Here is a 12616-nt window from a genome sequence, read left to right on the forward strand (position 1 = left end):
TGATAAAACGAGTGGGAAAGTGATGCCCCGTTGATGAATTGTGTGTTATATTTTTGCACCTTACACGTATCGTAATTACGATCAGATAATAGAGGGATAATGGCTCTATGAGCGATTTAGCTAAAGAGATCACGCCCGTAAACATTGAAGATGAGCTTAGAGGTTCATATCTAGACTACGCGATGTCTGTCATCGTGGGTCGTGCTCTTCCAGATGTGCGTGATGGCCTAAAACCAGTACACCGCCGCGTTTTATTCGCGATGAACGTACTAGGCAACGATTGGAACAAACCATATAAAAAATCAGCCCGTGTTGTCGGCGACGTAATCGGTAAATATCACCCACACGGTGATAGTGCTGTGTACGACACAATCGTACGTATGGCTCAGCCGTTCTCACTTCGTTACATGCTGGTCGATGGTCAAGGTAACTTTGGCTCGATCGATGGCGACTCTGCTGCGGCAATGCGTTATACCGAAGTACGTATGGCGAAAATGGCCCACGAACTTCTGGCTGACCTAGACAAAGAAACTGTGGACTACGTACCTAACTACGATGGTACGGAGCAAATTCCTGCAGTTCTTCCTACTAAAATTCCTAACCTACTGGTAAACGGTTCTTCCGGTATCGCGGTAGGTATGGCAACCAACATCCCGCCACATAACCTTGGCGAAGTGATCGATGGCTGTCTCGCATACATCAATAATGAAGAAATCACTATTGATGAGCTAATGGATTACATTCCTGGTCCTGATTTCCCAACTGCGGCGCTTATCAGCGGTCGTAAAGGTATTGTAGACGCGTACAAAACAGGTCGCGGCAAAATCTACATGCGTTCAAAAGCGGAAATCGAAGTGGAGAAGAATGGTAAAGAAACCATCATCGTCACTGAAATCCCTTACCAGGTGAACAAAGCTCGTTTGATCGAGAAGATCGCTGAGCTAGTAAAAGATAAGAAAGTAGAAGGCATTAGTGCGCTACGTGACGAGTCTGATAAAGATGGTATGCGTATCGTAATTGAATGTAAGCGCGATGCAGTGGGGGAAGTTGTTCTAAACAACCTTTACGCACAAACTCAGCTTCAAACCACTTTCGGTATCAACATGGTTGCGCTAAACAACGGCCAACCTCAGCTATTCAACCTAAAAGACATGTTGAAGTGCTTCGTTGATCACCGTCGTGAAGTTGTGACTCGTCGTACTATTTTCGAATTGCGTAAAGCGCGTGAACGTGCGCATATCCTTGAAGCACTTTCTCTTGCTCTTGCGAACATTGACGAAGTTATCGAACTCATCAAAAACGCACCAACTCCAGCTGAAGCAAAAGTTGGCTTGGTATCGCGTGGTTGGGATCTTGGTAACGTAGCATCAATGCTAGAGCGTGCTGGTACTGACGCTGCACGTCCTGAATGGCTAGAAGATCAATACGGTATCCGTGATGGTCTGTACTACCTAACAGAAACTCAAGCTCAAGCGATTCTAGAACTTCGCCTACACCGTCTAACTGGTCTAGAGCATGAGAAGATTCTTGATGAATACAAAGCGCTATTGGACGAAATTGCAGAGCTAATGCACATCCTTGCAAGCACTGAGCGTTTGATGGAAGTGATCCGTGAAGAACTTGAAGCGGTTCGCGATGGTTACGGCGATGAGCGTCGTACAGAAATCACAGCAGCTAGCCATGACATTGACATGGAAGAGCTGATCGCTCGTGAAGACGTAGTAGTAACTCTGTCTCACGAAGGTTATGTTAAGTACCAAATCCTAAGCGACTACGAAGCTCAGCGTCGTGGTGGTAAAGGTAAGAGTGCAACGAAGATGAAAGATGAAGACTTCATCGAGCGTCTACTTGTTGCAAATACTCACGATAACATTCTGTGTTTCTCAACTCGTGGTAAGACTTACCGTCTGAAAGTTTACCAATTACCTCATGCAACTCGTACTGCACGTGGTAAGCCAATCGTAAACATCCTTCCACTTGAGGAAGGTGAACGTATCACGGCAATCCTTCCGGTAGATGAGTTCTCTCCAGAGAAGTTTATCTTCATGGCTACGGGTGACGGTACGGTTAAGAAGACTCCTCTGAACCAGTTTGCTAACGTACGTTCAAACGGTCTGATCGCCGTTAACCTACGTGATGATGACTCTTTGATCGGCGTTGATATCACTACAGGTTCAAGCGATATCATGCTGTTCTCTAAAGCAGGTAAAGTGGTTCGCTTTAGCGAAGACAAAGTACGTGCAATGGGTCGTACAGCGGCAGGTGTTCGCGGTATGAAGCTAGCAGATGATGATCAAGTGGTTTCTTTGATCGTTCCATCAAACGAAGGCGATATCCTAACGGTTACTCAAAACGGTTACGGTAAACGTACTGAACTAGCGGAATACCCAACGAAAGGTCGTGCAACTCAGGGCGTTGTGTCTATCAAGGTTTCTGAGCGTAACGGTCCAGTAGTTGGCGCGGTACAAGTAGAAGAAGGCGACGAGATGATGATGATCACCGACGCTGGTACTCTAGTTCGTACACGTGTTGCGGAAGTTAGCCAAGTTGGTCGTAATACTCAAGGTGTAACACTTATCCGTACAGCTGAAGATGAGTCAGTGGTTGGTTTGCAGCGTATTGATGAAGTTGAAGAAGTAGAACTGCCAGAAGGCGAAGAAGCGGAAGCAACAGAAGCAAATGCAGAAGATCAAACGCCTGAAGCACCAGCAGCGGATGACGCAGCAGAAGGTTCTGAAGAAGAGTAATCTTTTCCTTTACATCTAAGTTTGAAAGCCGAGCATTACGCTCGGCTTTTTTGTATCTGTATCAACGCAATATTGAGAGGAAGTCAGTAAACTAAACCAATATTTGCTTGTGGGGTACATTATGTCTGCTTGGTTCTTCGTTGCCATCACTCTGATGGGATTATTCGTCGTGGTGTTATCGCTCAGCGCTTCAAAGGTCAAACCGGCTCAATGGTTTGGGCTTTGTACTTTAGTTTTGGTTGTTACTAGTGCAAGCTTTTTACTCTTGCGACAAACGCCACCGCCAACAATGCAAGCCGAGATGTCACGTATGACCAATGCACGGGATATCATGCAAGAGATCCAAGACCAGTTGCGCGAAGACCCAAATAATGCAGCATTGTGGTTTCAATTAGGGCAGGGCTATCTTGTTGAAGGGGAGCTTGATGGAGCATTGATTTGTTTTGATTATGCTATTCAGCTTAGTGACGTTGTTAGTGCCACCCAACTTGCCGCGAAAGCCACCACACTATATTACCTCCACCAACAATCCATGACGGAAGAAGTCACTCTGCTACTTGAGCAAGCCTTACAGCTCGAGCCGCACAATGAAGCCGCTTTGTCTTTGATTGCAAATGACCACTTTTTGTCATTTCGTTTTCAAGAAGCCATTGATACCTGGGTACTATTATTAGATTCCAATGATCCTAATTTGGATCGTGTACAAATCATAAACTCAATCAACAAAGCGAAAGAGTTGTTGTAAGCATATAATTAGGGGGCTGTTGACCCTTCGTGCTGATTTCTGCAGCGAATTGTTGGGCCTTTACACAAAGCAGAGGTTTTGATGTGCAGTTCGTCTTTATGAGAAGCCAAAAACGCAGTAGAAGTGACCAATAAACGTTACCCCAAAGGGGCGTCTAAAATTAACCGCGAAAGATAAACAGCCTCTGGAGCAGTAAAAGGAAAGTGGGTGATGAATGAACAATAAAGCGTTAGGGATATTAGCGGTGCTATGCGGTTCCGTGTTGGCGGGTTGTACCTCTTCCGATCATTCCGGTTCCTCATCTTCGGCTTATTACGCTTCTGGTTACTACGACCCATGGTGGTACGATCATGATGATTATTGGATTTACTACTACCCAGGTTGTTGTGATAACGATGACGAGTATAAAGAGAAGTTGGAAGCGTGGTGGAACGGTTTGGATGAAGAACAACAACAATCCATCAAAGACAAAGTTGAAGATTGGAAAGACGATGATATGTCCGCCAACATCGACACCATGAAACGTCAGCTTGACGATCACTGGCAATCGCTACCAGAAGAACAAAAGCAGGAGATTCAAACTAAATGGGAGAATCGTCCGGAACGCATCGAACCAGCGTTGATGCAAGACAAAGCATTGAAAGAAAAAGTGCAACAAAGAGAAACGCGACCAGAGACAAAAGTTCAACGCCCGGTAGCAAAACCTAGCATTCAAATGCCTAAAACACGTCCAAATATACAGCCCAGACCGAGACTTCCTCGCCGTTAATTATAAGGCGAGCTGGGTTTAGTTCGTCTTTTCCTACGATCAAACAAAAAGGGCGCATTGTGCGCCCTGTACTTTGCATGGTGTTATCTTAGTTGATTAGTACGTTGCTTCGCGCTCCGCTGCTGCTTTATCCCAATCTGGAACCACGGTCTCTAAGAAGTGTTTCTTGTCCGCGTTCATTTTTTCCATATCCATCCCAAGAGCTTGTTGTGCTTTGGCCTTAGTTGAAATATCAGGGATCTGTACTGGGTCAGTAATGCCTTTCGTCGCTAGTAAACGAACCAGCTTAGTACGGGCGTCTGCTGCGCGGTCGACTGCAGTACCCAGTACTTCAAGTGCCACTTCAGGCGCGTGCATATGAACGCCATGAGAGGCAATTGCGTAATCCCAACGCCATTGTGCATGGCGGATATCTTGAAGGATAGGTTGCATCTCTTCTTCTGTTGCCCCGGCTTTCCATGCAGCTCCTGCCTCAAAGTGCGCTGCCACGATTTGCTTCTCGGCAGTGAGCTTCATGTTCAGTACTTGCGCTTTGCGAGTCGAAACGATGCCTTGCAGCTGTTCTTTGGTTTGGGTATGACATTGCGCACACGTGTCTTCGAAACGATCAAATGGGTTACCCACTTTGTGATCGGTGTAAACTGTGCCGTCTTCTTTGGTTACTTTAGGCATGTGACAGTCCACGCAGACCACTTTGTTTTTGCCATGGATACCATCACGCCACGTTTCGTAACCCGGGTGCTGTGCTTTCAACATTGGTGCCTTGGAGACTGCATGCGTCCAATCTTTGAAATTTAGCGCGTCGTAGTATTTCTCCATGTCATTAACGGTAGTGCCCATGTCCCATGGGAATTTGACGGCTTTCGTCGGACCCGTAAAGTAGTACTCTACGTGACATTGCGCACATACTGATGCTTGTTTATCTAGGCGAGATTGCTGATCAAAGTTTTTGCCTATTGTATCGAATGCACGTTCTACGTATGGACGGGTCAATGCTAAAGCAGGCTCACCTTTCTTAAACTCTTCAGAGCGTGTGTCATGACAGTCAGAACAACCGATCGGGTTGACGATTTCTGAGCCTAAACGTGCCCATTTCCCTTCGAAATAACCGTCTTCACCTCGCTCTTCAATCACACGCGCCACATCTGGGCTTTTACAGCTCCAACACGCCATTGGCATGGGACCGGACTTCTCATCGCTAGGTGCACCGGTACGTAGAGTTTGGCGAACATCATCGAGTGCGTAAAAGTGACCGCGTGCCTTGTTGTAGTCTTTCGCGAATCCATAGCCTGCCCATAAGATTACCATGTTCGGATCTTCGCCTAGGGCATCTTCAATATGTTCGCTCTCAGAGGTGGCTTTCCATGAGTGGTATTGGTCAGGGTGTTGTTGCTCAAAGGCATCATTGCGAGGGTCCATGAGACCTTTCTCTTCTGCTGCCAACGGAGCGCCGGCCAAAAATAATTGGCTGGCGAATAAGGTCGCAACCGCGATTGGTGCGCTCATCCAGTGTTTTATGCTCACGGTGTTATCTCCATATTCGTTTTTATTAGCAGCGTTGTGAGGAGCTATTCCAAATAAGAATCGGAGATCTAAAGTTAATATTATTAGTTAATTAAGGAGATGAAATAGTGAGCGAAACTTGTCTTGTTTTAGATCAATTTACACCAGTGATCTCAATCATATTTAGATTTATATACCCCTAAAGGGGTAGTGGTTAATGTCTTGTTTGATAAGGGGTTGGCTTTTTAACCATTTTAAAAATAGGGTGATTTAGTTCGCTTTTTGAACAGGTGTTTCTACCCCTTATGAATAATAGAGGTATTATAAATATAGGTTTAGCGTTGTGGCTTTCCGAAATAAGAATTGATGTCATTTGAAGATTTGGAAAATATCTTCAGAGGAAATTAATTGTCGCTCAAATAAATAGTTGAGAATAGTTATCAATTATTATCGAGCTAAGGAAAGAAAAATATGGGCAATATAAAATTGACCATAGAGACAATGCTGAAATTTCTCTTCATCCTTGCCATCTATGGTTTTACCATCGCCGCCCATGCGACTTCTTCAGAGCCAATTGATGGAGCTCAATCTGAGCGTCATCAAGTCGAGTTAATCCGTGACAGAGACTATAAATGTCTGCAATGTCACAAGGATGCCAAAGAGACTCTGAACCTTTCGCATGATCCTCAAGCGTTACTCAGTCAGGGTAAACAGCTTAATTGCACCAACTGCCATAGTAATATCGGTCCTGACCATCGAGAAGGCGCGCCTGATGTAATCAAGTTTTCAGCGGCTCAATCGAAAGCGGTGCACGACAAAGTGTTCTTAGACCCAAGCTTGATCCTCAAAGCGAACAGCCAGTGTGTGGATTGTCATACACCAACAAAGCTAAGAGAAAGCCACTGGACACATGATGTGCATGCTAAAAATCTCACTTGTTCAAATTGTCATGATGTACACGCCGCCAAAACTAAAGCGCTGTCGTACGACAGAAAGCAACTGATCAAACAGTGCGTGGATTGTCACTCTGAATTTGCCGTCAAACCTGAGCTCGCAAAAGAAGAGGAGAGATAGCATGAAATGTTCGAGAAGAAACTTTTTAGCCGGCAGCGGCGCATTGATATTGACCACGGGCGTTGCAGGCACCTCTGTTGTGAGCTCCTCTCTTTATGCCAGCGACAGTGAACAAGGTAAACGTTTAGGTATGGTGCATGATGAGAACGCTTGTATTGGGTGTACTGCCTGTACTGATGCCTGTAGAGAAGTAAATAAGGTGCCTGATGGCGTGACACGCCTTAAAATTCACCGTGGTGAACCGATTGGTGAATTTCCTGACGTGGAGTATCAGTTCACTCGAGAGTCCTGCCAGCATTGTGATAACCCTCCTTGTGTATATGTATGCCCAACAGGGGCTGCCTATAAAGATGAAGCGACTGGTATTGTCGATGTACACAAGGAAAAGTGTGTCGGTTGTGGTTACTGTCTTGCTGCTTGTCCTTATCAAGTGCGTTTCTTTAATCCCGTCGACCATTCTGCGGACAAATGTAACTTCTGTAGAGACACCAATTTAGCGCAAGGTAAACAACCAGCTTGTGTTGAATCTTGCCCAACTAAAGCGCTGATATTTGGCGATCTGAACGATCCAACGAGTGACGTGAGTAAAGCGATAGAAAGCCACGTGGTGTACCGCGATAAATCACATTTGGGTACGCAACCTAAGCTGTACAAAATTCCGCATAGTAAAGGGGAGGTATCATCATGAACGGCTTTGAAAGTGCTTTCCATTTTGACTCGTTAGTCTGGGATTGGATCATCGCGATTTACTTATTCTTAGCGGGCATGTCGGCAGGAGCTGTGATGATAGCGCTCTATCTTAAGCGCAAAGTCATTGAAGGTGATCCGGCGAATAATGGCATCATGAAAGCAATGGCTTGGCTAGCACCATTTGGCATTATCTCGGGCTTAGTGATTTTGATTTTCCACTTAACCAAACCTCTCGAGTTTTGGAAGATCATGATTTACTACAACCCGACGTCAGTTATGTCGATGGGCGTCATCCTGTTCCAAGTCTATATGATTGTTTTGTTCGTGTGGATTGGCACTATTTTCCGTCATCAAATCATCCGTTTTTGTGAAGGAAAATTGCCGAGCAAATTGCTCGATTTGGCGGATACTGTCTTGATCAAAGCAGGTAAAGCGAATAATGCCGTAGAATTGTTCTTAGGTTTCTTGGCGATTGTACTCGCTGCATACACAGGCTTCTTATTGTCTGCACTCAAGACTTACCCAATGCTCAACAACCCAGTGCTACCAATCTTGTTCCTATTTTCAAGTTTGTCTTCCGGTGCTGCGGCCAGTTTGATGTTTGGTATCTTGGTATTTAAAGAACCAACCAGCAGTCCTAGTGTGTCATGGGTACACGGATTTGAACGCCCAGTCGTATTGTTTGAGTTGTTTGTCCTAGTTACCTTCTTTACCGGACTGATCTTCAGCGGTGGTCAGAACGAAGTCGCGGCTTGGAATGCGATATCGACGGGTTTTTGGGCACAATGGTTCTGGGGAGGCGTGATCCTCATCGGCATGTTAATGCCTTTGACGCTCAATTGGTTGACGCCTGCCGAAGTTCGTCACAAAGGTGGCTATGTGTTCGTGGTGACTTCTTTGAGTTTGGTTGGGGTTTTGATGCTTCGTACCTTCATTCTCTATGCCGGTCAAATGACCATCGTATAAAGGAGGAAAAATGGAGGCTGAGCTGGGATTTTTCTTATTGATACTGGTCGGTGTCGCATCGACTTGTACGGCATTATTGCATTGGATGAGGCGCGCCATGAATAAGAAGGTGGTATTGCCCCATCAAATAGCGATGTCACACATCATCAGCTTAGCCTCTTTAGTTTGTTTAACCCTATTGATCATCAGTTTTATTCAGGACAACTTCGCCTTAGAGTACGTGGTCACTCATTCTAATAGCCAATTGCCCATGGCGTTTAAAATTGCTGCCGCATGGGGAGGACACCAAGGGTCGATGTTGTTCTGGGTGGTCACGTTAAGTCTTTGGGCTTCCTACATAGCACGCAAGTTACCTATTAGTGGGCAATACACCGCTGATTGTTTAGGTATTATGAATATTCTGATTGCGGTGTTTGCGTGGTTTACACTCCTTACTTCTAATCCATTTGAATACGCGCAAGAGTTGGCTACACAAGGGCGGGATTTGAATCCGATGTTGCAAGACGTAGGGCTGATTATTCATCCACCTTTGCTGTATTTGGGCTACGTTGGTTATGCGGCAATTTTGGCATTTGCTCTAGCGGCGCTGTTAGGTCCGCGACCAATTCATGAATGGTATAACGCAGCACGTGGTCCAGTACTTTTTGCTTGGGGCACTCTCACGTTGGGTATCATCGTTGGATCTTGGTGGGCTTATAACGAACTTGGATGGGGTGGCTGGTGGTTCTGGGACCCAGTAGAAAATGCGTCGTTGCTTCCTTGGCTAACTGGTAGTGCGTTACTTCATAGTGGGGTCATTGCGACGAGAAACAAGGGGGCAATTTGGAGCACTTATGCGTTAGCTTTTGCAACATTCAGCTTGAGTATTCTCGGCACATTTGTGGTGCGTTCTGGTGTGCTCACTTCGGTGCATGCATTTGCTGTAGATCCAACCAAAGGTCTTGTATTGCTTAGCGTGCTGTGTCTGCTAGTGATTGTGACTTTTGCCTTGCTTATCACCAAAGGCGAACATATCGCCCGTTTTCAACTTCGCACATTAACCAGCCGAGCCTACACCGTTTATTTTGCAATTGGATTGCTCGTTATGACGACAGCAATCGTCTTTCTCGGCACCTTTTACCCTATGCTTTATCAACTCTTGGGGTTGGGGAATATTTCAGTAGGAGCACCGTATTTTAACAGCCTTATCTTCCCTTTAAGCCTGCTAGCGCTCGTTGCTCTTGTGCTAATGCCCATCCTGAAATGGAGTAAAGGCATCAATCAGACGATGGCTTCCCAAACCGGAACTGCAGGCGCGATCTCGTTTGTTGTCGGGTGTGCTTTTATCTTTACTGTCGACGTTATTCATCTGACAAGCCTTATCACGCTAGTATTGTCAACGTGGGTCGGAGTGTCACATGCCTTAATGCTATTTAAAACAGAAAATAGACGTTTGCGGTTACCAATGGTGTTTGCGCATATTGGCTTTGCGGTAGCATGTTGCGGAGCTGTGTTTAATAGTGACTATTCATATGAATATAATCTGCGTGTAGAACCGGGTACTACGTCTCAAAGAGCTGATATTAGCATCGACTATCATGGGATAGAGTGGCGAGTAGGTCCAAACTACACCGCCGAGCAAGGAATGATCGATCTGCGCCTTGAGGACGGTAGCCGTCTCAACTTTATGCCAGAGAAACGCCATTACCCTGTGCGAGTGATGAATATGACCGAACCAGCGATTCGCTCGCGGTGGTATGGGGATTACTATGTGACGTTAGGTGATAAAGTCGATATTCATGCTTATGCGATTAAAGTGCAGTATCGGGCTGGGATCTGGTGGATCTGGATCGGCGGCATTCTAGCGGTGCTAGGTATGTGCACGACATTAATGACGAAAAGAAAAGAGGCATTCAATGCGACCGAGAAATACGCTTAAACTAGCAGGGTTAGTCGCGAGTGTGATTGCATTTGCTGTTGTAGCGACTATCGCGTTATCAGATAGACCGAATGTCGAATTGTCTCAGCAGCGCAATTTATCCATCCCTGAATTTACCGCCACGTCTTTACTTTCGGGTAATGACGTCACTCAGCAAGTTTTTAAAAAGGAACAGTATAAATTACTGAATGTTTGGGCATCTTGGTGCGGCATATGCAAGCGTGAACATGAAGAATTATTGCAACTTGCTGAGCTTGGTGTCGTTATTATTGGACTGAATTATCGAGACAACGATCAAGCTGCTCGTGAATATTTGAGCTCTAAACGAAATCCATACACAGAGGTGATCAGTGATCCAAATGGTAGGCTTGCAGTTGAGCTAGGGGTTATTGGAACACCAGAAACGTATTTGATTGATCAAAATGGCAAGGTGTTGATCAAATATCGAGGTGAGTTAACTTCGGATAAATGGAACGATATATTTTCAGGTTATTTGAATGTTTCGATTTAATTATCTATTTCTCATGCTAGTCACGTTTGCGTTATTTTCTTCTTCGCTAAAGAGTGAAGAAATTGTGCAGAATGTTGATCTGTTTGAGTTTCATTCTATTGAACTGCAACAACGCGCAACGAGATTAGCCAAGACATTACGCTGTCCGCAGTGTCAGAACCAAAACTTAGTTGAGTCAAACGCGCAGGCTGCAAAAGACCTGCGTTTGAAAGTGTATACCATGGTGAATGAAGGCCATTCAGATCAAGAAGTGAAAGATTATTTGGTGACTCGTTATGGGAATATTGTTCTATATAAACCACCATTTAATTATTCTACTGCCATGCTGTGGATCCTTCCGGCGTTATTTTTGATCTTTTTTGTCCTATATTCGATCCGAATGATAAGGCGTGATTAATGTGACCGTTATTCCACTATTAAAAATAAATTGTGCACATAACAAACAGAATGTTATCATTTTCTCGAATTTATGAATGCTTCAGCGAATAGCAAACGATATAAATTGAGCTGGAGGAGTAATAAAGAATGAATAGGTGTACGCAGTGGATTCAGTTATAACGCAATTAAAAAGGGACTTTTATTCGCAGATTCGTGCATTGCAGTCACCGAAACTGCCTCAAGTCACTTCATCTCTCGCGGTGTTGACCGACGAGGAAATTCAAGAACTCGAAGCGGTCTGGATTGAGCTCGCCGTATGGAAGCGAAGCCAAACGCATTGAATGCCAGATTTTAATAACTCTTTCTAAACCCCAGGCAAATATGTCTGGGGTTTTTTTATTGTAGTTCGTCATAAATGTTATATTATAACAATTGTAAAGTCGGCTAGCGGGTGTTATTCCGATAGGATTTCCAAGCTTGTCACACATAAGAATAGGGCTCGTTGTGATCTCAACATTGAAAAATGCGGTATCAATCCCCATAGTTGAAGAGCAAATGAGAACAATCCCATGAATGCAATAACGAACATGCATCAAGCAATAAATCGAGTGAGTGTAGATATGGCGGAAGTACGTGCCAGAGTAGATTTTAAAGTCGGGGCTAACAGTAACATTGATGCCGAAATCCTGTCTTTTCGCGGTCTGAAGACGGATAAAGAGCATGTAGCAATTATCTTTAAGCAAGCAGACCAAACACAAGACATGCCTTTAGTGCGCATGCACTCTGAGTGTCTGACTGGTGATGTGTTCCACTCTTCACGCTGTGACTGTGGCGAGCAATTGGAAGAAACCATCAACCGAATGGGTGAGTCAGGTGGCATTATCTTATATCTTCGCCAAGAAGGTCGCGGGATCGGTTTGTACAACAAAATTGATGCGTACCGTTTACAAAGCCAGGGTATGAACACATATGAAGCCAACAACCACCTAGGCTTTGATGATGACTTGCGCGATTTCACCGAGGCGGCACAAATGCTTGAGGCGTTAGGGGTTGGAAAAATCCGTCTCGTAACTAATAACCCTAAAAAAATCCGTGAGTTATCGGAATACGGAATTGAAATTACAGAGGTTGTCAACACTTCAGCGCACATTAAAGATGGCAATGAAAATTATCTTAAAGCAAAGGTTTCACACGGGAAACACCACCTAAAGGTTTAATCTTAAAGATAAATTTGACAATAATGACTGTTAAAGGCCTCATTTTTATGAGGCTTTTTTTGTATCTGGAGTTGCAAATAAATTGTAAATTTGTATTA

Annotated in this window: 12 protein-coding genes; 11 read left to right on the forward strand and 1 reads right to left on the reverse strand. The window is 44.7% G+C overall.

All coding sequences use genetic code 11. From position 1 onward, the window contains the following. Positions 1-107 precede the first annotated feature (107 nt). The 3 genes from gyrA to MHO32_RS12765 all read left to right on the forward strand — a co-directional run bounded on the left by gyrA (position 108) and on the right by MHO32_RS12765 (position 4261). Positions 108-2747 carry a DNA gyrase subunit A gene (gene gyrA / locus MHO32_RS12755; protein ID WP_239212363.1) on the forward strand — a complete coding sequence of 880 codons (2640 nt, stop codon included), beginning with the start codon at positions 108-110 and terminating at the stop codon, positions 2745-2747. A 121-nt stretch (positions 2748-2868) separates the two neighbouring features. After that, complete coding sequence (locus MHO32_RS12760; protein ID WP_005445105.1) at positions 2869-3492, forward strand: TPR domain-containing protein; 624 nt, start codon at positions 2869-2871, stop codon at positions 3490-3492. Between the two features lie 214 nt (positions 3493-3706). Further along, positions 3707-4261, forward strand: coding sequence for a hypothetical protein (locus tag MHO32_RS12765; protein WP_038898619.1), 555 nt, complete (start codon positions 3707-3709; stop codon positions 4259-4261). 96 nt (positions 4262-4357) lie between these two features. Here the strand turns inward: MHO32_RS12765 and nrfA are convergent, their stop codons facing one another. After that, the gene (gene nrfA / locus MHO32_RS12770) at positions 4358-5785 is read right to left on the reverse strand and encodes an ammonia-forming nitrite reductase cytochrome c552 subunit (RefSeq protein WP_005445107.1); all 1428 of its coding nucleotides are present in this window, start codon (positions 5783-5785) and stop codon (positions 4358-4360) included. 450 nt (positions 5786-6235) lie between these two features. Here nrfA and nrfB point away from each other — a divergent pair, with 450 nt between their 5' ends. The 8 genes from nrfB to MHO32_RS12810 all read left to right on the forward strand — a co-directional run bounded on the left by nrfB (position 6236) and on the right by MHO32_RS12810 (position 12518). After that, the gene (gene nrfB / locus MHO32_RS12775; protein WP_017817906.1) at positions 6236-6838 is read left to right on the forward strand and encodes a cytochrome c nitrite reductase pentaheme subunit; all 603 of its coding nucleotides are present in this window, start codon (positions 6236-6238) and stop codon (positions 6836-6838) included. A 1-nt stretch (position 6839) separates the two neighbouring features. Continuing rightward, on the forward strand, positions 6840-7526 hold the full coding sequence (gene nrfC / locus MHO32_RS12780; RefSeq protein ID WP_017189460.1) for a cytochrome c nitrite reductase Fe-S protein: 687 nt from the start codon (positions 6840-6842) through the stop codon (positions 7524-7526). Then, the gene (gene nrfD / locus MHO32_RS12785; RefSeq protein WP_005445111.1) at positions 7523-8494 is read left to right on the forward strand and encodes a cytochrome c nitrite reductase subunit NrfD; all 972 of its coding nucleotides are present in this window, start codon (positions 7523-7525) and stop codon (positions 8492-8494) included. The genes nrfC and nrfD overlap by 4 nt, the downstream gene beginning before the upstream one ends. Positions 8495-8504: 10 nt before the next feature. Continuing rightward, positions 8505-10412: a heme lyase CcmF/NrfE family subunit gene (locus tag MHO32_RS12790; protein ID WP_047516440.1), complete on the forward strand. Its 1908-nt coding sequence runs from the start codon at positions 8505-8507 to the stop codon at positions 10410-10412. Continuing rightward, on the forward strand, positions 10390-10923 hold the full coding sequence (locus tag MHO32_RS12795) for a DsbE family thiol:disulfide interchange protein (RefSeq protein ID WP_050925943.1): 534 nt from the start codon (positions 10390-10392) through the stop codon (positions 10921-10923). Before MHO32_RS12790 ends, MHO32_RS12795 begins: the two co-directional genes overlap by 23 nt. Further along, positions 10910-11320, forward strand: a complete 411-nt coding sequence (gene nrfF, locus MHO32_RS12800) for a heme lyase NrfEFG subunit NrfF (protein ID WP_005445117.1) — start codon at positions 10910-10912, stop codon at positions 11318-11320. Before MHO32_RS12795 ends, nrfF begins: the two co-directional genes overlap by 14 nt. Positions 11321-11465: 145 nt before the next feature. Continuing rightward, positions 11466-11642, forward strand: coding sequence for a hypothetical protein (locus MHO32_RS12805; RefSeq protein ID WP_239212365.1), 177 nt, complete (start codon positions 11466-11468; stop codon positions 11640-11642). 279 nt (positions 11643-11921) lie between these two features. Beyond that, entirely contained in the window at positions 11922-12518 is a 597-nt protein-coding gene (locus MHO32_RS12810; protein WP_005445121.1) for a GTP cyclohydrolase II, read from the forward strand. Positions 12519-12616: the final 98 nt, after the last annotated feature.

The sequence above is a fragment of the Vibrio sp. MMH1-50 genome, assembly GCF_022347645.1.
Taxonomy (GTDB): Bacteria; Pseudomonadota; Gammaproteobacteria; order Enterobacterales; family Vibrionaceae; genus Vibrio; species Vibrio harveyi.

Coding starts and splice junctions, on each gene's coding strand:
- gyrA (WP_239212363.1), top strand. CDS start 108: ATGAGCGATTTAGCTAAAGAGATCACGCCCGTAAACATTGAAGATGAG.
- MHO32_RS12760 (WP_005445105.1), top strand. CDS start 2,869: ATGTCTGCTTGGTTCTTCGTTGCCATCACTCTGATGGGATTATTCGTC.
- MHO32_RS12810 (WP_005445121.1), top strand. CDS start 11,922: ATGGCGGAAGTACGTGCCAGAGTAGATTTTAAAGTCGGGGCTAACAGT.
- nrfB (WP_017817906.1), top strand. CDS start 6,236: ATGGGCAATATAAAATTGACCATAGAGACAATGCTGAAATTTCTCTTC.
- nrfC (WP_017189460.1), top strand. CDS start 6,840: ATGAAATGTTCGAGAAGAAACTTTTTAGCCGGCAGCGGCGCATTGATA.
- MHO32_RS12765 (WP_038898619.1), top strand. CDS start 3,707: ATGAACAATAAAGCGTTAGGGATATTAGCGGTGCTATGCGGTTCCGTG.
- nrfF (WP_005445117.1), top strand. CDS start 10,910: ATGTTTCGATTTAATTATCTATTTCTCATGCTAGTCACGTTTGCGTTA.
- MHO32_RS12795 (WP_050925943.1), top strand. CDS start 10,390: ATGCGACCGAGAAATACGCTTAAACTAGCAGGGTTAGTCGCGAGTGTG.
- MHO32_RS12790 (WP_047516440.1), top strand. CDS start 8,505: ATGGAGGCTGAGCTGGGATTTTTCTTATTGATACTGGTCGGTGTCGCA.
- nrfD (WP_005445111.1), top strand. CDS start 7,523: ATGAACGGCTTTGAAAGTGCTTTCCATTTTGACTCGTTAGTCTGGGAT.